General features: G+C 58.6%; 21 protein-coding genes, 1 tRNA gene and 1 pseudogene. 15 read left to right on the forward strand and 8 right to left on the reverse strand.

What is annotated here, in order from left to right; all coding sequences use genetic code 11:
- Nucleotides 1-10 precede the first annotated feature (10 nt).
- Nucleotides 11-1,327 (forward strand): S41 family peptidase, encoded by a 1,317-nt coding sequence (locus AB4N43_RS15020; RefSeq protein WP_027922170.1) that lies wholly within the window; start codon nucleotides 11-13, stop codon nucleotides 1,325-1,327.
- A gap of 1 nt (nucleotide 1,328) precedes the next feature.
- Nucleotides 1,329-2,105, forward strand: coding sequence for a divergent polysaccharide deacetylase family protein (locus AB4N43_RS15025; protein ID WP_194940891.1), 777 nt, complete (start codon nucleotides 1,329-1,331; stop codon nucleotides 2,103-2,105).
- 39 nt (nucleotides 2,106-2,144) lie between these two features.
- Here the strand turns inward: AB4N43_RS15025 and AB4N43_RS15030 are convergent, their stop codons facing one another.
- Nucleotides 2,145-2,900 (reverse strand): substrate-binding periplasmic protein, encoded by a 756-nt coding sequence (locus tag AB4N43_RS15030; RefSeq protein WP_027922172.1) that lies wholly within the window; start codon nucleotides 2,898-2,900, stop codon nucleotides 2,145-2,147.
- Between the two features lie 215 nt (nucleotides 2,901-3,115).
- Between AB4N43_RS15030 and AB4N43_RS15035 the strand changes: the two genes are divergently transcribed.
- On the forward strand, nucleotides 3,116-4,645 hold the full coding sequence (locus AB4N43_RS15035; protein WP_460151598.1) for a trypsin-like serine peptidase: 1,530 nt from the start codon (nucleotides 3,116-3,118) through the stop codon (nucleotides 4,643-4,645).
- A 36-nt stretch (nucleotides 4,646-4,681) separates the two neighbouring features.
- Here AB4N43_RS15035 and hisF read toward each other — a convergent pair whose 3' ends face one another.
- The 6 genes from hisF to AB4N43_RS15065 form a co-directional block, all read right to left on the reverse strand.
- A complete protein-coding gene (hisF, locus tag AB4N43_RS15040) occupies nucleotides 4,682-5,452 on the reverse strand; it encodes an imidazole glycerol phosphate synthase subunit HisF (RefSeq protein ID WP_007972752.1) in 771 nt (256 codons plus the stop codon).
- A 9-nt stretch (nucleotides 5,453-5,461) separates the two neighbouring features.
- Nucleotides 5,462-6,199 carry a 1-(5-phosphoribosyl)-5-[(5-phosphoribosylamino)methylideneamino]imidazole-4-carboxamide isomerase gene (gene hisA / locus AB4N43_RS15045; protein ID WP_010464588.1) on the reverse strand — a complete coding sequence of 246 codons (738 nt, stop codon included), beginning with the start codon at nucleotides 6,197-6,199 and terminating at the stop codon, nucleotides 5,462-5,464.
- A 42-nt stretch (nucleotides 6,200-6,241) separates the two neighbouring features.
- The gene (locus AB4N43_RS15050) at nucleotides 6,242-6,502 is read right to left on the reverse strand and encodes a DUF2164 domain-containing protein (RefSeq protein ID WP_027922174.1); all 261 of its coding nucleotides are present in this window, start codon (nucleotides 6,500-6,502) and stop codon (nucleotides 6,242-6,244) included.
- Entirely contained in the window at nucleotides 6,503-7,141 is a 639-nt protein-coding gene (gene hisH / locus AB4N43_RS15055) for an imidazole glycerol phosphate synthase subunit HisH (RefSeq protein ID WP_059181795.1), read from the reverse strand.
- Complete coding sequence (hisB, locus tag AB4N43_RS15060; protein ID WP_003218037.1) at nucleotides 7,141-7,734, reverse strand: imidazoleglycerol-phosphate dehydratase HisB; 594 nt, start codon at nucleotides 7,732-7,734, stop codon at nucleotides 7,141-7,143. The genes hisH and hisB overlap by 1 nt, the downstream gene beginning before the upstream one ends.
- Before the next feature lie 272 nt (nucleotides 7,735-8,006).
- Entirely contained in the window at nucleotides 8,007-9,671 is a 1,665-nt protein-coding gene (locus AB4N43_RS15065) for an OFA family MFS transporter (RefSeq protein ID WP_027922176.1), read from the reverse strand.
- 222 nt (nucleotides 9,672-9,893) lie between these two features.
- Here AB4N43_RS15065 and AB4N43_RS15070 point away from each other — a divergent pair, with 222 nt between their 5' ends.
- The 6 genes from AB4N43_RS15070 to AB4N43_RS15095 all read left to right on the forward strand — a co-directional run bounded on the left by AB4N43_RS15070 (nucleotide 9,894) and on the right by AB4N43_RS15095 (nucleotide 14,912).
- On the forward strand, nucleotides 9,894-10,298 hold the full coding sequence (locus tag AB4N43_RS15070; protein ID WP_027922177.1) for an acetyl-CoA sensor PanZ family protein: 405 nt from the start codon (nucleotides 9,894-9,896) through the stop codon (nucleotides 10,296-10,298).
- Between the two features lie 79 nt (nucleotides 10,299-10,377).
- A complete protein-coding gene (locus tag AB4N43_RS15075) occupies nucleotides 10,378-12,603 on the forward strand; it encodes an AsmA family protein (protein WP_059181796.1) in 2,226 nt (741 codons plus the stop codon).
- On the forward strand, nucleotides 12,600-13,667 hold the full coding sequence (gene mutY / locus AB4N43_RS15080) for an A/G-specific adenine glycosylase (RefSeq protein ID WP_059181797.1): 1,068 nt from the start codon (nucleotides 12,600-12,602) through the stop codon (nucleotides 13,665-13,667). Before AB4N43_RS15075 ends, mutY begins: the two co-directional genes overlap by 4 nt.
- Nucleotides 13,664-13,936: an oxidative damage protection protein gene (locus tag AB4N43_RS15085; RefSeq protein ID WP_010464608.1), complete on the forward strand. Its 273-nt coding sequence runs from the start codon at nucleotides 13,664-13,666 to the stop codon at nucleotides 13,934-13,936. The genes mutY and AB4N43_RS15085 overlap by 4 nt, the downstream gene beginning before the upstream one ends.
- 103 nt (nucleotides 13,937-14,039) lie before the next feature.
- Nucleotides 14,040-14,115: transfer RNA gene (locus AB4N43_RS15090), tRNA-Phe, on the forward strand.
- A gap of 335 nt (nucleotides 14,116-14,450) precedes the next feature.
- Nucleotides 14,451-14,912 carry a DUF4234 domain-containing protein gene (locus AB4N43_RS15095; RefSeq protein WP_027922180.1) on the forward strand — a complete coding sequence of 154 codons (462 nt, stop codon included), beginning with the start codon at nucleotides 14,451-14,453 and terminating at the stop codon, nucleotides 14,910-14,912.
- Between the two features lie 56 nt (nucleotides 14,913-14,968).
- Here the strand turns inward: AB4N43_RS15095 and AB4N43_RS15100 are convergent, their stop codons facing one another.
- Nucleotides 14,969-15,415, reverse strand: a complete 447-nt coding sequence (locus AB4N43_RS15100; RefSeq protein WP_027922181.1) for a hypothetical protein — start codon at nucleotides 15,413-15,415, stop codon at nucleotides 14,969-14,971.
- Between the two features lie 264 nt (nucleotides 15,416-15,679).
- Here AB4N43_RS15100 and AB4N43_RS15105 point away from each other — a divergent pair.
- The 6 genes and pseudogenes from AB4N43_RS15105 to vapC all read left to right on the forward strand — a co-directional run bounded on the left by AB4N43_RS15105 (nucleotide 15,680) and on the right by vapC (nucleotide 19,088).
- Nucleotides 15,680-16,317 (forward strand): annotated as a pseudogene (locus tag AB4N43_RS15105) (DUF1016 N-terminal domain-containing protein).
- A 69-nt stretch (nucleotides 16,318-16,386) separates the two neighbouring features.
- The gene (locus AB4N43_RS15110; RefSeq protein ID WP_027922182.1) at nucleotides 16,387-17,361 is read left to right on the forward strand and encodes an alpha/beta hydrolase family protein; all 975 of its coding nucleotides are present in this window, start codon (nucleotides 16,387-16,389) and stop codon (nucleotides 17,359-17,361) included.
- Nucleotides 17,362-17,391: 30 nt separating this feature from the next.
- Nucleotides 17,392-17,808, forward strand: a complete 417-nt coding sequence (locus AB4N43_RS15115; RefSeq protein WP_027922183.1) for a hypothetical protein — start codon at nucleotides 17,392-17,394, stop codon at nucleotides 17,806-17,808.
- 6 nt (nucleotides 17,809-17,814) lie between these two features.
- Complete coding sequence (locus tag AB4N43_RS15120; protein ID WP_027922184.1) at nucleotides 17,815-18,267, forward strand: hypothetical protein; 453 nt, start codon at nucleotides 17,815-17,817, stop codon at nucleotides 18,265-18,267.
- Nucleotides 18,268-18,450: 183 nt separating this feature from the next.
- Nucleotides 18,451-18,681 (forward strand): type II toxin-antitoxin system VapB family antitoxin, encoded by a 231-nt coding sequence (gene vapB / locus AB4N43_RS15125; protein ID WP_194940893.1) that lies wholly within the window; start codon nucleotides 18,451-18,453, stop codon nucleotides 18,679-18,681.
- Nucleotides 18,681-19,088, forward strand: coding sequence for a type II toxin-antitoxin system tRNA(fMet)-specific endonuclease VapC (gene vapC, locus AB4N43_RS15130; RefSeq protein ID WP_460151605.1), 408 nt, complete (start codon nucleotides 18,681-18,683; stop codon nucleotides 19,086-19,088). Before vapB ends, vapC begins: the two co-directional genes overlap by 1 nt.
- Nucleotides 19,089-19,144: the final 56 nt, after the last annotated feature.

The raw sequence follows: 19,144 nt of genomic DNA on the forward strand, positions 1-19,144 counted from the left end.
TTCGTTAGACATGCTGCATTTGTCCCGCCTTACCTCGCTGGCCCTGACGATCGCCCTGGTGATCGGCGCGCCTCTGGCGTTCGCCGCTCAACCGGCCCCGGCAGTCGCGCCTGCGGGCACTGCCGCGACGACCAAGGCGCCGTTGCCGCTGGAAGAATTGCGCACCTTTGCCGAGGTCATGGACCGGATCAAAGCCGCTTATGTCGAGCCGGTGGACGACAAGACCCTGCTGGAAAACGCCATCAAAGGCATGCTCAGCAACCTCGATCCGCACTCCGCCTACCTGGGCCCGGAAGATTTCGCCGAACTGCAGGAAAGCACCAGCGGTGAATTCGGCGGCCTGGGCATCGAAGTCGGCGCCGAAGACGGTTTCATCAAGGTGGTTTCGCCGATCGATGACACCCCCGCCTCCAAGGCAGGTATTCAAGCCGGCGACTTCATCGTCAAGATCAACGGCCAGCCGACTCGCGGCCAGAGCATGACCGAAGCCGTGGACAAGATGCGCGGCAAGATCGGCCAGAAAATCACCCTGACCCTGGTGCGCGATGGCGGCACGCCGTTCGACGTCACCCTGGCCCGCGCCATCATTCAAGTGAAGAGCGTGAAGTCGCAATTGCTGGAATCCGGGTACGGCTACATCCGCATCACGCAATTCCAGGTCAAGACCGGCGAAGAGGTCTCCCAGGCCCTCGCCAAGCTGCGCAAGGAAAATGGCAAGAAGCTCAACGGCATCATCCTCGACCTGCGTAACAACCCTGGCGGCGTGCTGCAGGCCGCGGTGGAAGTGGTCGACCACTTCATCAAGAAGGGCCTGATCGTCTACACCAAGGGCCGTATCGCCAACTCCGAGCTGCGCTTCTCCGCGACCGGCAAGGACGAAAGCGAAGCCGTGCCAATGGTCGTGCTGATCAACGGCGGCAGTGCCTCGGCGTCCGAGATTGTCGCCGGTGCCTTGCAGGATCAGAAACGCGCTGTGCTGATGGGCACCACCAGTTTCGGCAAGGGCTCGGTGCAAACCGTACTGCCACTGAACAACGATCGCGCGCTGAAGATCACGACGGCGTTGTATTTCACGCCGAACGGCCGCTCGATTCAGGCCCAGGGCATTGTTCCGGACATCGAAGTGCGCAAGGCAAAGATCACCAACGAGCAGGACGGCGAGTACTTCAAGGAAGCCGACCTGCAAGGCCACTTGGGCAATGGCAACGGCGGCGCCGACAAGCCGACCAGTTCCAGCAAAGCCAAGGCCATGCCACAGGATGATGATTACCAGTTGGCCCAGGCCTTGAGCCTGCTCAAAGGGTTGAGCATCACGTCCGGCCGCTGAGATGTTCCAGCGGTTTATCCTGGGTTTATTGCTCTGCCTGACGGGTGTTGCTCACGCAGCCCCCGTCGAGACGGCCCCTCAAAAAGCGTATCTCAGCCTGATCATCGATGACCTGGGGCAGAACCTGCCCCGGGATCGCCGCGTGCTGGCCCTGCCCGGCCCGGTGACCACGGCGATCATGCCCGACACGCCCCACGCCACCGAGTTCGCCCGCGAAGCCCATCGCGCCGGCAAGATCGTCATCCTGCACATGCCGATGGACCCGGCCACGGGGCCGTTCGCCTGGCATCCCGATCTGCCCATCGAAGAACTTGAGAGGCGCCTCGACGCGGCATTCAAGGTCGTGCCCTACACCGCGGGCATCAACAATCACATGGGCAGCCGCATGACCGCACAGCAACCGGCCATGGTCTGGTTGATGGCGGACTTGCAGCAACGGCACAAGTTCTTCGTCGACAGCCGTACCAGCGCGCAAACCGTTGCTGCCGCCGAGGCGCAGAAGATCGGGTTGGCGAGTGTTTCGCGGGATGTGTTTCTGGATGATGAGCGCACCGAGGCGGCAATCTTCACGCAGCTACAGACAGCGATCAGCCTGGCGCGCAAGCAGGGTTCGGCGGTGATGATCGGGCATCCGTATCCGCAGACACTGGCGGTACTGGAACGCGAGCTGCCGAAGCTGAAGGCGCAGGGGATTGAGTGGATTGATATCAAGCAGATGATCAGCGTGCGGGGTAACCGCGCGACGGCCGCCCATGGCAAGGATGGCGTTTACCGGTAATCCGTCACACCGCCGCTCCCCCATTTTGATCACTGGGTCTTAGAGATACCGCGCCATGATCTCGTCCACCTTGCCTTCCTTGCGCAGCTGATCCAGCGCGGCCTGAAGCTTGGCGACCATTTCGTCCGGCACGTCTTTGTTCAATGCCAGATACAGTTCGGCGCTGTTGAAACGCAGTATCGTTTTCAGACCATTCACGCCTTCCTGCCGCGCCAGATAACGCCCGGCCGGGTCGCCCGTGGCCCACAGATCAATCTGGCCATTGACCAGCTTCTTCGCGTTGTCCTGGTCGCGCAGCACAACGATCGGATTCAACCCCTGCTTGCCCAGCGTCTCGGCAATCGCATCACCCTTATACGCGCCAATCTTGTATTTGCGCGCGTCATCCAGCGTTTCAAGGCTGATCTTGCTGTCAGCCTTGGCCAGCATGATCCAGTCATCCGGACCAATCGGGCCAACCCATTTGAAGAGCTTCTCGCGGTCGGGCAAACGCGCCATCACGAACACGCCATAACCGGGTTTTTCCAGCGCGAGTTTGTAGATGCGCTCCCAGGGGAAACGCAGGGTCAGGCTGTAGGTGATGTCGGCACGTTTGAACATCTCGCGGACGATGTCCACGGCGATGCCATTAATGTTCTCGTCCTGAGCGAAGTTTTTGCCGTTCTTCGCCATGTTGTACGGCGGGAAGTTTTCCGTCAGCAACACCAGGTCGGTGTCGGGACTTTCTTCGGCGCGCACCCCATTGATGAGCAATAGAGAAGCGCTGGCGAGGATAAGAAGAAGGCGTTTAAGCATGTCTGGCTACCGAAATCCATGGCGTACCCAAGAGTGCCTTGAGCTCGCCACACTGTCTACTGGCCTTTTAATAACAGCCTTATCGACATCGCAAACAAAATGAGTGTCACAGTCACTGTGGTAGATAGTTACCGCCCTTCACCCAGCCTCACCTGATTAATTGCTAATACCCGGCGACAGGCCGGTTTTACATAATTAATCAGAGGCACCATTCAATGAATTCGATCCCCGTACTTTTTATCAGCGCATTGTGTTCGCTATGTCTACCGTGCTTCGCTGATACCAGAGATTATGGAGAAAACCTGCAAAATCTCGCTGCTTCCAGGGTTCTTAAAAACATCGATGGTTCGCAGGACCACTGGCAAGGTATCGGACGCCTGGAAATCAATGGTGCCAGATGCACCGCAACGCTTCTGGACACGCGCGATGAACTGGCATCCCCACCGACTCCCGCTTACGTGCTCACCGCTGGACACTGCATCGAATTGACCAACGGAAACATCGTAACGGACAAGCCGGTAAGCGGAACCATGCAGTTCAATTTCTTCGCCGACATTCCCGGATTCAAATCTTATCCGTTGAAAGCGGTGGTATGGCGGAGCATGCAAGGCGTTGATCTGGCTATCGTTGAACTGGAAGTCAGCCTTCAAAAGCTCATCGATGAGGGCATACAACCGTTGAAACTGGCCCGGGATACACCGGCGAACGACACCGATGTGTTGATCGTGGGCGCCCCTACAGGCTTTGAGGACGTCACATTGCGCATGGCCGCCTGCACCTTACAACCCGCTCTGGAGATTGTTGAAGGTGCATGGGTATGGCGAAACACGTTTATGACTCGCTGTCAGGATATCCGGGGAGGCAGCTCTGGAAGCCCCTTACTGGATCGATACTCCAATGAGATCGTAGGCGTCATAGGAACGGGGAACTTTGATGACAGCATCATTCCATGCCGCGATCATGCCCCCTGCACACCTGTTGGAAATGTCTATCTGGCTGTGCCGGGGAATGTGTACGGCAACCCGACGGCATTTCTCAACGGGTGCTTCTTGCAGGGCCGCATTGCTAAAAACCCACCGTCGTCTTGCCAGCTCTACCCGGCGTTCACCGTCGACACGGACGCGAATAAGCTGGAAAGATACAAAAGGGTCAAACAGCAGGATAACGGTTCGATTGCCATCCCTACGTGGAACTATCGATTTTCAATAAGTACTGCTTTTTACCGTCATAAAAGCGTCCGCACGGCAATGGACTGTGAGAGCCCCCATCACTACAGCGATGCCGTAAGCTCAATTGATACCTTCATCAATTCCGAGATAGGCACGGAGCCCGGATTCTATTTTCTTTGCATTCTCGGTGTTGATTCCTTGGCGCAAGAACCTGAATCAGGGCTTCTGAAAAATGCGCTGTCCCTGCCGGTCGAGGTTCTGGAGAACAAGCCAACCTCGCCACCCGATTTATCGATCAAGGGCGACGTCAATGTGACACTGGCGAAAACAGCAGAGCCCTATAGGACCTATTCCATCAAATTTGGTCCAGCAGCAACAACAGACTGTCATCAACCTGAGAAATACGTCGACGACATGGACATGGACTTCTGGATTGATAGCGAGGAGCTTCCAGGGAAGCTCTGCTCCATTGCTTATGACAAATCGGGACAGGCTTCCGAACCGAGGACCGACTTACTGAGCCCCGTGACAGGGATTCATAAGGCTGCGTCATCCAACGCCCAGATTAATCCATAACATAGGCCCGGAACATCTTCTCCGGGCCACGGGCCTTCACCGCATCACGATGCCGCGATGGGCCATGTAGGCCTTGGCTTCCTGCACGGTGTATTCGCCGAAGTGGAAAATACTCGCGGCCAGAACTGCACTGGCGTGACCTTCGATAATGCCGTCGGCCAAATGCTGCAGGTTGCCGACGCCGCCGGAGGCGATCACCGGAATACCCAACGCATCGCTGATAGCGCGAGTCACGCCAAGGTCGAAGCCGTTTTTCATGCCGTCCTGATCCATGCTGGTCAGCAGGATTTCACCGGCACCCAGGCCTTCCATCTTCTTCGCCCACTCGACGGCATCGAGGCCGGTAGGCTTGCGGCCACCGTGGGTGAAGATTTCCCAGCGCGGGGTTTCGCCCGGGCCGGAGACCTTCTTCGCATCGATGGCAACCACGATGCACTGCGAACCGAAATGTTGCGCCGCCTCGCCCACAAATTCCGGATTGAACACTGCAGCGGTGTTGATCGAGACCTTGTCCGCACCGGCATTCAGCAGGTTGCGGATGTCTTGCACGGTACGCACGCCACCGCCCACGGTCAGCGGGATGAACACCTGGCTGGCCATGCGCTCCACGGTATGCAGCGTGGTATCGCGACCGTCGACGCTGGCGGTGATGTCGAGGAAGGTAATCTCGTCAGCACCCTGCTCGTCATAGCGACGAGCGATTTCCACCGGGTCACCGGCGTCGCGAATATTCTCGAACTTCACACCTTTGACGACCCGGCCGTTGTCCACGTCCAGGCAAGGGATGATGCGTTTGGCCAGCGCCATGGTCAGTCCTCAGCCTTTGTACGAATCGCAGAAAGCTTGCGCTTCAGCGACGTCGAGGGTGCCTTCGTAGATCGCCCGGCCGGTGATCGCGCCGATGATGCCGGGCGCCTTGGCGTCGAGCAGCGACTTGATATCGCCGAGGTTGTGAATACCACCGGACGCGATCACCGGAATGCGCGTGGCAGCGGCCAGCGCGGCGGTGAACGGTACGTTGCAGCCCTGCATCATGCCGTCTTTGGCGATGTCGGTATAAACGATCGCGGACACGCCATCGGCTTCGAATTGCTTGGCCAGGTCGATCACTTGAATGGTGCTGATTTCCGCCCAACCGTCAGTGGCGACGAAACCGTCTTTGGCGTCCAGACCGACGATCACTTTGCCCGGGAACGCACGGCAGGCTTCAGCCACGAAAGCCGGATCTTTCACAGCTTTGGTGCCGATGATCACGTAGCTCACGCCCGCTTTCACGTAGTGCTCGATGGTTTCCAGGGAACGGATACCGCCACCGATCTGGATCGGCAGGTTCGGGTAGCGCTTGGCAATCGCGGTGACCACTTCGCCGTTGACCGGCTGGCCTTCGAAGGCGCCGTTCAGGTCGACCAGATGCAGACGACGGCAACCGCCCTCCACCCACTTGGCAGCCATGCTCACCGGGTCATCGGAGAACACCGTGGAATCTTCCATGCGGCCCTGGCGCAGACGAACACAGGCACCGTCTTTGAGATCGATAGCGGGAATAATCAGCATCTGGCAAACCTTCAAATTCGAGTGTTCAGCTTCGCTCGGAAATCAGTTTTTCTCGAGCGCCCACAAGTCGCTTTCGATGCTTTCGAACCTCTCTTTGAGGTGCGTCTGCACATCGAAAATCGCCCTGTTGTAATAATGCGGAGCAATTTCACGGGTAAACAGTTCAAGGATTTCGGCCGCTTCGAACGAACCCAGGTCCAGTTCGAAGCGATCCTCCATGAAGCGTTTGATCTTCTGGTTGGCCTCGTTCTCCTGTTCAGGAGTGAGGGTCAGGATCGGTGGCTTCGTTTTCTTGACGGCCATTTACCAGCGACCATCCCACGCGGCGAAGTTCTGCAGCAATTGCAGGCCATGGGTATGGCTCTTCTCCGGGTGGAACTGCACGGCGAAACGCGAACCATCGGCCAGCGCCGCGGCGAAATCGACACCGTAGTGACCGCCACCGACCACCTGCCGTGCATTGCCGGCGGCGATGTAGTAGCTGTGCACGAAGTAGAAACGCGCCAGGTCCGGAATGTCGTGCCACAGCGGGTGACTCACCTTCTGTTTCACTTCGTTCCAGCCCATGTGCGGGACTTTCAGGTGTTCGCCGTCTTCATGCAGGTCCTTGCCGAAGAACTTCACCGCGCCCGGGAACAGGCCGATGCAGTCGACGCCGTCGTTCTCTTCACTGCTGTCGAGCAAGGCTTGCATGCCCACGCAGATGCCGAGGAACGGGCGGTCCTGGCTGACTTCACGCACCAGCGAATCGAAGCCCAAGCGACGAATTTCCGCCATGCAATCGCGAATCGCGCCGACGCCGGGAAACACCACCCGGTCAGCTTCGCGAATCACGTCGGCATCGCTGGTGATCAAGACCTTGCCGGCACCGACGTGCTCGAGGGCCTTGGCCACCGAGTGCAGGTTGCCCATGCCGTAATCGATAACCGCGACCGTCTGCATTACAGAACGCCTTTGGTCGATGGCATCTGACCGGCCATGCGGTCATCGAGCTCGACGGCCATGCGCAGGGCGCGGCCGAAAGCCTTGAACACGGTTTCGATCTGGTGGTGGGTGTTGGTGCCACGCAGGTTGTCGATGTGCAGGCTGACGAGGGCGTGGTTGACGAAGCCCTGGAAGAATTCCTGGAACAGGTCAACGTCGAAACCACCGACGGTAGCGCGGGTATACGGCACGTGCATCTGCAGGCCGGGGCGGCCGGAGAAGTCGATCACCACGCGCGACAGCGCTTCATCCAGCGGCACATAGGCGTGGCCGTAGCGACGGATGCCTTTCTTGTCGCCGATGGCTTTGGCGAAGGCCTGACCCAGGGTGATACCGACGTCTTCCACCGTGTGGTGGTCGTCGATATGCAGGTCGCCCTTGCTGACAATATCCAGGTCGATCAGCCCGTGACGGGCGATCTGGTCCAGCATGTGCTCAAGAAAAGGAACACCGATATCAAATCGGGCCTTTCCGGTGCCATCCAGGTTGATCGAGGCTTTGATCTGGGTTTCCAGAGTGTCGCGCTCGACTGACGCCTTACGTTCGGCCATCACCAGCTCCGCAAAATCATTGGGCGAAAAAGGCAGCCATTATAGGGGCGCGGGGCCGAAACAGAAACACGAGACGTGATATGGCTGACGGATAGAATCCCGTGCTGTCGGGGATAGACATGTCCATACAAGCCATTTTGGACACCCCAAAACAACTGTAGGAGTGAGACCGGCTTGCCGGCGATAGGGCCCTCACATTCAACATTTCTGTCGACTGTCAGACCGCTATCGCCGGCAAGCCGGCCTCACTCCTACAGGGGGACTGCGTTTACTTAGTGGAAGAGGACTGCAGTTTTCTGCAAGGTCACCCAAACACCCCACGCCAACGGAATACCCACCACCAGCCATGCAGCAATCGCCAAAGGCTTGGAGCCCGGCGCAGCTTTCCACTCCAGCACGGTGCTGCTGTCAGCGCCCTTGTCGTGGCCCAGCGCCTGTTCGGCAGCCAGTTCAGCGTCGGTCATGAAGTACTTGTCGGCCACTGGACGCACCAGCAGGTTGCACAGGAAACCCAGCACCAGCAGGCCCGCGAGGATGTACAAGGTGATGTCGTAAGCGGCGGCACGTTCAACGCCGATGCTCAGCTGATACTCACGCAGGTAGTTCACCAACACCGGACCCAACACGCCCGCCGCGGCCCATGCCGTCAGCAGACGACCGTGGATTGCACCGACCATTTGCGTACCGAACAGATCCGCCAGATACGCCGGGACCGTCGCAAAACCACCGCCGTACATCGACAGGATGATGCAGAACGCGGCCACGAACAGTGCAACATTGCCCAGATGACCGAGGTTCGGGATCAACGCGTACAGCGCGAAACCGAGGGCGAAGAACACGAAATAGGTGTTTTTGCGACCCAGGTAGTCCGAGAACGAGGCCCAGAAGAACCGGCCACCGATATTGAACAGGCTCAGCAAACCGGTGAAACCGGCAGCAATCGCCGCAATCGAAGCCAATTGCCCGGCGTCCAGTTGACCGAATGGCAGGTCCACACCGATCAATTTACCGCCGAACACTTCCTGCAACAGCGGCGACGCCATGCCAAGAATGCCGATGCCGGCGGATACGTTCAGGCACAGCACCAGCCACACCAGACGGAACTGCGGAGTTTTCCACGCCACATTCACGTGAACGTGACGGTGAGTGATCATCGCATTCGAGGCTTTTTTCGCCGGAGCGGTCCAGCCCTCAGGCTTCCAGCCGGTTGGCGGAACGCGGTAGGACAGTGCGCCACCGATCATGAACACGAAGTAGATCGCGGCCATCACCAGGAAGCTTTGCCACACGCCCACGCTTTCTGCCGAAGCGAAATGGCCCATCAGGGCTGCGGCCAGCGGAGCACCGACCATCGCGCCACCACCGAACCCCATGATCGCCATGCCGGTCGCCATGCCACGCTTGTCCGGGAACCACTTGATCAACGTCGACACTGGTGAGATATAGCCCAACCCCAGGCCGATACCGCCAATGACCCCGGAGCCGACCCACATCAGCCAGATCTGGTGGGTATAGATCCCCAGCGCAGAAATCAGCAGACCACCGCACCAGCACAGCGCCGATACAACGCCCGCCTTGCGCGGCCCGGCGTGTTCCAGCCAGCCGCCCCAGATCGCTGCCGAGCAGCCGAGGAAGATGAAGAACAGGGTGTAGATCCAGCCGAGCATCGAGATCGGCCAGTCGCATTGCGACGAGAATACTTGCGAGATAAAGCTCATGTCCGGCGCACAAGCCACCGGTTTGGTCACACCCAAGGCTTTGGACAGTGGCAACCAGAACACCGAAAAGCCGTAGGCCATGCCGATGCAAAGGTGGATGGCCAACGCGGCCGGTGGTACCAGCCAGCGGTTGAAACCGGGCTTGGCGATGATGCGTTCCTTGGACAGGAACGCAGGCTGGCCGGCGTAGAGGCCGTCCGCCGCGAGGCTTGTAGTCATTGTGTATCCCCCAATTATTAGTAGGGTTCGCCAGCCACTCCTCACCCCCGGCCTTTATGCGCACGCATGACCGTTTTGTTGAGTGAAGTGCCTTTTTGTGCGACATCGGGTCGCAGCGGGACGGACGAACGGGCAAAGGTTACCATTTGCACGTGACAGAAAAACCAAACTGATATCACCTTTTGTAAGTCATCTGTTCTCGTACCTCTTTAAGGAGACGCCATGCCGATCATTGTCGAACCGCTGAACGAGGTCACTTATCAGGATCAGCAAGATCTGCAGAAGATTTACCGCGACGCTCCGGACTGGCTGTACGCCCCGTTTTCCGGGGATGTACAGCTGATCGAAAGCTGTTTGCGGGACGGTTCGCTGATCGCCGGACGCTTCAATGATCGACTGCTGGGCGCAGCGCGTTTGCAACGGCACCAGGACGTTTGGCACTTGTCCCAACTTTGCGTACGAAAAATTACCCGACGCCGTGGTGTCGCCGAGCGGCTGGTGAGCGAAGCGCAGAAATTGGCCTCTGATTCGGGCGCCACCCTGCGCCTGCTGGCTCCCGCCGGGCATCTCGAAGCCCAGGCGCTGGCGGCCAAGCTGAAACTGCCGCTGGATGTGTTACCAGCGTGATCGCCTGACCGGTCGTCCGCATTGGAGCGCTATACTCCCCGGCTAAATTTCGAATTTGACTAACTACAAGGACTCGCCCATGAAAGCGTTCGGCAAAATCCTGGGTCTGGTACTTCTCGGGCTGTTGCTGATCATTGTGGCGCTGGGCTTTGCCCTGACCCACCTCTTCGATCCCAACGACTATAAAGACGAGATTCGCCAGATTGCCCGCGACAAGGCCCACATCGAGCTGACGCTCAATGGCGACATCGGCTGGAGCCTGTTCCCGTGGCTGGGCCTGGAGTTGCACGACGCCAGTGTTGCGACCCTGGTCAAACCGACAGAGCCGTTTGCCGACTTGCAGATGCTCGGCCTGTCGGTGCGCGTGTTGCCGCTGCTGCGCCGCGAAGTGCAAATGAGCGATGTCCGCGTCGAAGGCCTGAACCTGCGCCTGACCCGCGACAAGGACGGCCATGGCAACTGGCAGGACGTCGGCAAGGTTCCGGCGCCAGCCACTGCGGCCACGACACCGGCCACTCCTGGCGAACCGGCACCGGAAACCACCGTTCAAGTGGAAAAACCGGCCCAGCCCGTTCGTCTGGACATCGACAGCCTGACCGTCAACAACGCCCGCGTTGAGTACAACGACGAGCAGACGGGCAAGCAGTTCAGCGCCGAGAGCATTCAGCTCAGCACCGGTCCGGTCCACGACTCGACCAATATTCCCGTCAAACTCACCGCGTTCCTGGGCACCAACCAACCGGTTCTGCGAGTGCGCACCGAGCTCAATGGCGAGCTGCGTTTCGAACGCGCCTTGCAGCGCTACAAGTTTGAAGACATGAAACTGTCCGGCGAAGTCGCAGGGGATCCGCTGCAGGGCAAGACCATGACCTTCGCGGCGCAAGGGCAATTGCTGCTGGATAAGGCGGCGAACGTCGCCGAATGGACCGGCATCAAGATTTCCGCCAACCAACTGCGCGCACTGGGTGAGCTCAAGGTCAACGACCTCGACAAGACCCCACAGATCAGTGGCGGCATTTCGATTGCCCAGTTCGACCTGGCGAAATTTGTCGACAGCATCGGCCAGAAACTGCCAGCGATGGCCGAAGGCAGCCTGAGCAAAGTCGAACTGGTCAGCCGTGTGGCCGGCACGCCGACCAGCGTGTCGTTCGACAACATCAACCTGAAAATCGATGACAGCACCTTCAGCGGCCGAATCGCTGTCGAAGACTTCGCCAAGCAATCGCTGCGCGCGGCCCTCAAGGCGGACACGTTCAACGTCGACCGCTATCTGCCACCCAAATCCGCCGAAGCCAACAGCGCGACACAAGTGCGTCAGGCCGAAGTCGCCAGCACCGAGGCCGACGCCATGGCCGGCGCGGGCAGCACACCGCTGCCGGAGTCGCCGACCAAGACAGCCTGGAGCACCGAACGCCTGCTGCCGGTCGAGCGCTTGAGCAAGCTCGACGTGGACGCCGACCTGACCTTTGGCCAGTTGACCCTCGACAAGCTGCCGATCAACAACGCGGCGCTCAAGGCCACCGGCCAGGGAGGCCTGCTGACCCTGGAGAACCTGCGCGGCGATCTGTACGAGGGCAACTTCGAAGCCAAGGGCACCCTCGATGTGCGCCAGCAGGTTCCTGCGCTGAACATGCAGACGCGCATCAGCAAAGTACCAGTGGAAAAAATCCTCGAAAGCCAGGGCAAGAATCCACCGGTCAAAGGCCTGGTGACGCTCAACAGTGCGCTGACCGGCAGCGGTAACAGCCAGAAAGCGCTGATCGACAGCCTCAACGGCACCGCCAGTTTCGTCATCAACAACGGCGTGCTGCTCAATGCCAACCTTGAGCAACAGCTGTGCAAAGGCATCGCCACCCTGAATCGCAAAACCCTCAGCGGCGAGCCTCGGGGCAAGGACACGCCGTTCCAGGAACTCAAGGGCAACCTGACCTTCCGTAACGGCGTGGCCAGCAACCCGGACCTGAAAGTACGCATCCCGGGCATGACCGTGAATGGCGACGGTGACGTCGACCTGCGCGTGCTGGGCATGGATTACCGCGTGGGCATCATCGTCGAAGGCGACACCAGCGCCATGCCGGACCCGGCTTGCCAGGTCGGCGACAAGTTTGTCGGTGTCGAGTGGCCACTGCGTTGCCGGGGTCCGCTGGAACTTGGTGCCAAGGCCTGCCGTCTGGATAACGAACGCATGGGTCAGGTCGCGAGCAAAATGGCGGGCGACAAGATCAGCGAAAAAATCGACGAGAAGCTGGGCGACAAGGTCAGTCCCGAACTGAAAAACGCATTGAAGGGGCTGTTCAAGCGATGAAAGCCGAGCAGTTTTCAACGGCGGTGCTGGATTGGTACGACCGCCACGGCCGCCACGATTTGCCCTGGCAACAAGGCATCACCCCGTATCGGGTGTGGGTCTCGGAAATCATGTTGCAGCAAACCCAGGTCAGCACCGTGTTGAATTACTTCGACCGCTTCATGGCTTCGTTGCCGACGGTCGAAGCCCTGGCCGCAGCGCCGGAAGACGAAGTGCTGCACCTGTGGACCGGCCTGGGTTACTACACTCGCGCACGCAATCTGCAGAAGACCGCGAAGATTGTTGTCGCTGACTACGCTGGCGAGTTTCCCCGCGACGTTGAAAAACTGGTTGAATTGCCCGGCATCGGCCTGTCGACGGCGGGCGCCATCGCCAGCCTGAGCATGGGCCTGCGGGCGCCGATCCTCGATGGCAACGTCAAACGCGTCCTGGCGCGCTTTACTGCGCAAGAGGGTTACCCGGGGGAGCCGAAGGTCGCCAAACAGCTATGGGCGAACGCTGAGCGCTTTACGCCGCATGATCGGGTCAACGCCTACACCCAGGCGATGATGGACCTGGGCGCCACGCTGTGTACGCGCAGCAAACCGAGTTGCCTGCTCTGCCCGCTGGAAAAGGGCTGCGAAGCGCACATGCTCGGCCTGGAAACCCGCTACCCCATCCCCAAACCGCGTAAAACCGTGCCACAGAAGCGCACGCTGATGCCGATGCTCGCCAACGGCGAAGGCGCGGTTCTGCTTTACCGGCGGCCTTCCACGGGCCTGTGGGGCGGTCTCTGGAGTTTGCCGGAGCTCGATGACCTCGACGACCTGCACCATCTGGCCGCGCAACACTCGCTGGAACTGGGCAGCCAACAGGCGCTACCGAGCCTGGTGCACACGTTCAGCCATTTTCAATTGTCCATCGAACCCTGGCTGGTCCATGTCCAGGAGGCCGGCCATCACGTGGCCGAGGCCGACTGGCTCTGGTATAACCTCGCCACCCCGCCGCGCCTGGGCCTTGCCGCCCCGGTCAAAACCTTGCTCGAACGCGCGGCCGCCGTATTGAACGCAGGAGAATTGTCATGACCCGCACCATCATGTGCCGCAAGTACAAAGAAGAATTGCCCGCCCTGGAACGCGCTCCCTTCCCGGGCGCAAAAGGCCAAGACATTTTTGACCATGTCTCGGCCAAGGCCTGGGCCGACTGGCAAAAGCACCAGACCCTGCTGATCAACGAAAAACGCCTGAACATGATGAACGCCGAAGACCGCAAATATCTTCAGGGCGAGATGGACAAGTACTTCTCCGGCGAGGAATACGCCAAGGCTGACGGCTACGTGCCGCCGGCTGAATAATCCCGATTTCTCGGGGGGCGGATCGTAAGCGACGGTAATAATTAAATTTTTTTTGAAAAGTTTGTTGACGACCCCCTGAAAAACCAGTTTAATGCGCCCCGTTGCCCAGATAGCTCAGTCGGTAGAGCAGGGGATTGAAAATCCCCGTGTCGGCGGTTCGATTCCGTCTCTGGGCACCAAATACCGAAAACCCTGAATCGCAAGATTCAGGGTTTTTTTATGCCTGCGATTTGATAACCGCCTGAAACCTGCAGCGCTCCCCTCTGAAAAACAAATCCCTCCTTATTGCTCTAGCCCAATGATGGCTCCGTGCTATTATTTTTCCGTTACATGGAAGACGACCTACATTGGTGCCGATGCCCCCGCATCCGAATCAGTCGATACAGGATCGAGACAGCGCATGGAGTGCGTGCTTTTTACCCCCTCCCCGCAAAACACTGACCTCCCCTGTTGGACCTGTGTAGCCAGTCTTGCAAGCACGCTCTCCTCTCGAAATCCTGAACATGGAACAGTTATGTCTGACATCAATGAACTCAAAGACAAGATCAACACTAAAACCTTGAATATGGTTTTGCTGTCGGCCGCAACCGTTGGGCTGTACCTGTTGCTGTGGCTGGTCAGAACCAATCAGAAAATCAGCGAAACCACCAAAATCAAACTGGTCGATAACACCTACATCATCTGGCTGGCCGTCTGCCTTGGCTGGAGCGGTGCTTTGTCCAATTCGGGTGAAGTACTGTTCGATGCACTGTCTGGCATTCTGATCATTGCAACCAACGCGCTGTACATCGTCTGGGCGTTCAAAGCCAAGAATGCACTGTCGGAATACGCCCTCAGCGAACACAAAATCGATCTGCGGATGAACGCGTTCTACACGTTCTTCCTGAATGTTTTCTACATCAACTACTGCATCAACGACCTGCCTGAAGAGCAACGCAAGCAACTGATCCTGCGTGGCTCGACAACACAAGCCTGATTCAGGGTAATGGGCGGGCAGCCCCTAGTGGCTGCCCGTCTAATCTGCAGCCTCCCTCATTCGCTACTGTTCCAGTGGAACACCAGATTCCTCGCGCCAGCACTGCCGATATCCGTCGTGTCACGTTTCGCTTCACCGTTGCGCGTTGCCACGACCGTGTACTTGCCGGCAGGTAATTGGACATAAACCAGAGGACCCGCCTGACTCAGCGTCAGCACCGGCCCTTTAGCGTTCTGAACCAGCAACTGCACGTCCGGAATGTATTCGTCTTGCGGACCGACCGAGAAGGTCATGTGCAGGTTGTAGCCAGTCGTTTGCTGGATGGCTTTTGCCTCATCCTCGCCGATACCGCCGGAGAGGTAAGAAATCCCGTTTTGTTCCTGCCGTTGAACTTGCACGCCAGTAGCATCAACAGGGTCAAGGCTGGCGGCATTCAACATCGCCGGAAACGCCAGGACACCGACAGCAACAAAGGACAACATGAAGGCATGGACGTATTTCATGATGACGACTCCCGGGCTCCTCAGAACCCTCTCATTCCCTTGAGTTTTGATTTCCTGGACGCGGTTCCGGTTTTAGATTGATTCGATCTTGGGTTCACTGCGAAACGGACTACACCCTGTATTCCACAAACACGTCCCGTCATCGGCTTGGTCCTGCAAAACGTATCCGGTATTTCCTTCCGGATTGGCAGCGGCGTACTGCATCGCTACCCCATGCACGCTTGGCATCCTCTTTCGCCTGCTTCTCCAGCCGCGGAAGACTTCATGACCCTCGTCAAACCCGATAACACTCAAGATTCGCCACTCACCTCATTGGTGGACAACCTTGGCGAACTGATCCGCCAGGCACGCCTGAAAGCGTTGCGAGCGGTCGATACGGCGCAAGTGCAAACCTGTTGGCAGATCGGGCGGCATATCGTTGAGTTCGAGCAGGAGGGGGCTCGTAGGGCGGGTATGGGAAGCAGTTGTTGGCGTCGTTGGCCAAAGCCCTAACCGCCAAGTTTGGGAAAGGTTTTGACGCATCCAACCTCCGCTACATGCGCCAGTTCTATCAAGCCTTCCCGATTTGTGACGCACTGCGTCACGAATTGAGCTGGACCCATTACCGAAGGCTTCTGCGCGTCGACAACGACCATGCCCGTCAGTGGTACATGAACGAATCAGCCCACCAGAACTGGTCAAGCCGCGCCCTTGAGCGTCAGATCAACACGCTGTATTACGAACGTCTGCTGGCGAGTCGTGATCGGTCCACTGTCAGGGAGCGCTTTTCGGTACTGGAGGGCCATGAGCAACTGTTCGCCAGCAAGTACAAACGGGTGCTGCCGAGTGAAGAGGAACTTCGAGTGGAGCTGGATCGGGAACGGGTCCTGCTTGAGGATCGGCTGGTCAAGAAACGCCGATAAAAATGGGTGGATTGTCCGAAACCGTCATGAAGTCTATCGTTGGCAGCTACGCGCAAAGGTACGTCATCGATGAATTTCAAGGACACGCCTGCACTGGCGCCTGCTCAGATCGAGCGGCCATTGCCTGCCACCCCACCCGGCGCCCCCTTCAAGGAGACCGCCGCAGACGGCTTCATCCTCGGTGGCTTCACCTGGCGGCACACCGCGCAAGACCCGGCCCGACCCGTCGTGATCATCAACGCCGCCACCTCGGTGCGCTGCCGCCATTACTCGCGTTTTGCCGATTACCTGTTCGCCAACGGGTTCGATGTCATTACCTACGATTACCGGGGCATCGGCGAATCTCGTCCCGCCTCGCTGAAAAACCTCGACGCCTCATGGACCGACTGGGGTGCGCTGGACTTTGAGGCGATGCTCAAGCGCGCTGAGCGTGAATTCCCCGGCCAGCCCATCGATGTCATCGGCCACAGCTTTGGCGGCTGTGCAGCGGGCCTGGGAGCGTCCGGGCATGTCATTCGACGGATGGTGACGGTCGGCGCGCAATTCGCTTACTGGCGCGACTATGCGCCCGCCCATCGCTGGCGGATGTTCGGCAAATGGCACGTGGTGATGCCGTTGATGACGATGTTTCACGGCTACTTCCCCGGCAAACGCCTCGGCTGGCTGGAAGACACGCCCGCCGGCGTGGTTCGTGACTGGAGCACACCGACCGACCGCTTTGAAACACGCCCCAGCGGTCGGCGCCTGCATCTCGGAAGCGGTCGATTACCCTTCGAACGCGTCGGCGCAAATATCCTCGCGATCAGCGTCAGCGACGATCCTTACGGTACGATTTCGGCCATCGAACGCCTACTCGGCTACTTCACTCAAAGCACCCGCACCCATCTGCGAATCACCCCGCAAGACATCGGCGAAGAAGAAGTCGGACATTTCGCCTTTTTTCGCAGCGCATACCAAGCCACACTATGGCCCATTGCATTGTACTGGCTGCAAAACGCCGAACTGGCCCCCGACACACCCGGGCGGCGAGTCCCGCGCAGCTGAGCCCTCTCAAAAAATTACGGAACGACGTCCATGGCCTCCGCCAACAAGCAAAACAAACGCGCCTCCCGCGCCAAAGCCAAGGCCAAGCAGAACCGCACCCAGCGTGCCGCCGCGCCGGTCGAGCTGGACCCGAACGACGATCGCATCGACTTCGAATCGGTGGACCTGACCGAGCTGTTCAAGAAAATGATCGACGCCGAAAAGACCAGCCAGCAAGCAATGTGCCTGGCGTTCCTGGAAGACCCGCTGCTGGAATTGGTCTATGAACAGGAAGGCGAAGAAGGTGCGATGGACTTCATTCTCGCCGCGCTGATCGAGTACCGCCAATGGTCGACCGAAGTCGACGAGGCCGGTGCCCTGGCGTGGATCGAATCACCAGCCTTCCAGGCTGACTATGTCGCGGCGTCCGATAGCATCGCCGCGCAAACCCAACAGAAAGCAAACTGAGCTCCCATGGCATCCCTGAACAAGCAACAAAAACGCGCCAAGCGCGCAAAGGCCAAAGCCAAGCAAATCAACATCCACGGCCGCAAACCTGCCGCGCTGGACGATGACCTGGACGAAATCGGCGAGCCGATCCCGGAATACACCCTGGCGATGTTCAGCAAGATGCACGACGCCGAAGCCACCAGCCGCAGCGACATGCTTCAGGTCCTGCTGTCGGACCTCGCCGGCATCATCAGCGACCATCCAGACTTGCTGGACATGGAAAACGCTGACAACGAAGCCATGGCCGCCACCCACCTGGCCGCCGACATGCTGCTCGACTACCGCATGTGGGCTGATGGCATGGACCGGGAAACCGCTCAGGCCTGGCTGACCGAGCCGCAGTTCATCACCGACTTCGGTCATGCGCTGGACAGCTATCGTCAGGCGCTGGATGCGCAGGAAGAAAAGAGCGAATAAACGCTTGGCAGAAACAAAAAACGGCCGCTCGTCATCACTGACAGCGGCCGTTTTTTATGGAAACCATTCCAAAAGGACCCGCCCGCTACCTCTCATCAGCGGATCGGTATATCCCATTGACATATCCCTTTTTAAATCTATTCTTTGGACTCACAACACACCCAAAAAAGCCGGAGGCCAAAAATGGAACAGACCACCCTTTTCATGAGTAATCGAAGCCAGGCTGTCCGTCTTCCGAAAGCTGTAGCCATGCCAAGCGATGTAAAACGAGTCAACGTAGTTGCCATCGGCAGGGCCCGCATCATCACCCCAGCGGACGAAACTTGGGATAGCTGGTTCGATGGAGATAGCGTAAGCGCAGACTTTATGACTGACCGCGACCAACCCTTCGAACAGGAGCGTGAGTCGTTCTGATGATCAAGTTCATGCTCGATACCAACATCTGCATCTTCACCATCAAAAACAAACCGCAAATCGTAAGAGAAGCTTTCAACCTTCACGACGGGCAGTTGTGCATCAGTGCAGTCACGTTGATGGAGTTGATCTACGGTGCCGAAAAATCTGCGGCTCCCGAAAAGAATCTGGCGGTGGTCGAGAGCTTCGCTGCACGCCTTGAGGTCTTGCCTTTCGACAATGACGCGGCCGCGCACACAGGAATGATTCGGTCAGAGCTGGCAAGGGCGGGCACACCCATTGGCCCGTACGACTCTATGATTTCGGGACATGCCCGTTCACGCGGGCTCATTGTTGTAACAAACAACCTGCGCGAGTTCGAACGGGTCCCAGGACTGCGTGTAGAAGACTGGGTTCACCCCGCTTGAGCCGGACACAGCCACTCAAACAAAAAACGGCCGCTCGTCATCACTGACAGCGGCCG

The organism is Pseudomonas sp. S2_B07 (assembly GCF_054668435.1).

What these genes read in the sequence shown, in the direction of transcription:
- AB4N43_RS15020 (WP_027922170.1), top strand. Translation starts at nt 11, where the DNA reads ATGCTGCATTTGTCCCGCCTTACCTCGCTGGCCCTGACGATCGCCCTG.
- AB4N43_RS15025 (WP_194940891.1), top strand. Translation starts at nt 1,329, where the DNA reads ATGTTCCAGCGGTTTATCCTGGGTTTATTGCTCTGCCTGACGGGTGTT.
- AB4N43_RS15030 (WP_027922172.1), bottom strand. Translation starts at nt 2,900, where the DNA reads ATGCTTAAACGCCTTCTTCTTATCCTCGCCAGCGCTTCTCTATTGCTC.
- AB4N43_RS15035 (WP_460151598.1), top strand. Translation starts at nt 3,116, where the DNA reads ATGAATTCGATCCCCGTACTTTTTATCAGCGCATTGTGTTCGCTATGT.
- hisF (WP_007972752.1), bottom strand. Translation starts at nt 5,452, where the DNA reads ATGGCGCTGGCCAAACGCATCATCCCTTGCCTGGACGTGGACAACGGC.
- hisA (WP_010464588.1), bottom strand. Translation starts at nt 6,199, where the DNA reads ATGCTGATTATTCCCGCTATCGATCTCAAAGACGGTGCCTGTGTTCGT.
- AB4N43_RS15050 (WP_027922174.1), bottom strand. Translation starts at nt 6,502, where the DNA reads ATGGCCGTCAAGAAAACGAAGCCACCGATCCTGACCCTCACTCCTGAA.
- hisH (WP_059181795.1), bottom strand. Translation starts at nt 7,141, where the DNA reads ATGCAGACGGTCGCGGTTATCGATTACGGCATGGGCAACCTGCACTCG.
- hisB (WP_003218037.1), bottom strand. Translation starts at nt 7,734, where the DNA reads ATGGCCGAACGTAAGGCGTCAGTCGAGCGCGACACTCTGGAAACCCAG.
- AB4N43_RS15065 (WP_027922176.1), bottom strand. Translation starts at nt 9,671, where the DNA reads ATGACTACAAGCCTCGCGGCGGACGGCCTCTACGCCGGCCAGCCTGCG.
- AB4N43_RS15070 (WP_027922177.1), top strand. Translation starts at nt 9,894, where the DNA reads ATGCCGATCATTGTCGAACCGCTGAACGAGGTCACTTATCAGGATCAG.
- AB4N43_RS15075 (WP_059181796.1), top strand. Translation starts at nt 10,378, where the DNA reads ATGAAAGCGTTCGGCAAAATCCTGGGTCTGGTACTTCTCGGGCTGTTG.
- mutY (WP_059181797.1), top strand. Translation starts at nt 12,600, where the DNA reads ATGAAAGCCGAGCAGTTTTCAACGGCGGTGCTGGATTGGTACGACCGC.
- AB4N43_RS15085 (WP_010464608.1), top strand. Translation starts at nt 13,664, where the DNA reads ATGACCCGCACCATCATGTGCCGCAAGTACAAAGAAGAATTGCCCGCC.
- AB4N43_RS15095 (WP_027922180.1), top strand. Translation starts at nt 14,451, where the DNA reads ATGTCTGACATCAATGAACTCAAAGACAAGATCAACACTAAAACCTTG.
- AB4N43_RS15100 (WP_027922181.1), bottom strand. Translation starts at nt 15,415, where the DNA reads ATGAAATACGTCCATGCCTTCATGTTGTCCTTTGTTGCTGTCGGTGTC.
- AB4N43_RS15110 (WP_027922182.1), top strand. Translation starts at nt 16,387, where the DNA reads ATGAATTTCAAGGACACGCCTGCACTGGCGCCTGCTCAGATCGAGCGG.
- AB4N43_RS15115 (WP_027922183.1), top strand. Translation starts at nt 17,392, where the DNA reads ATGGCCTCCGCCAACAAGCAAAACAAACGCGCCTCCCGCGCCAAAGCC.
- AB4N43_RS15120 (WP_027922184.1), top strand. Translation starts at nt 17,815, where the DNA reads ATGGCATCCCTGAACAAGCAACAAAAACGCGCCAAGCGCGCAAAGGCC.
- vapB (WP_194940893.1), top strand. Translation starts at nt 18,451, where the DNA reads ATGGAACAGACCACCCTTTTCATGAGTAATCGAAGCCAGGCTGTCCGT.
- vapC (WP_460151605.1), top strand. Translation starts at nt 18,681, where the DNA reads ATGATCAAGTTCATGCTCGATACCAACATCTGCATCTTCACCATCAAA.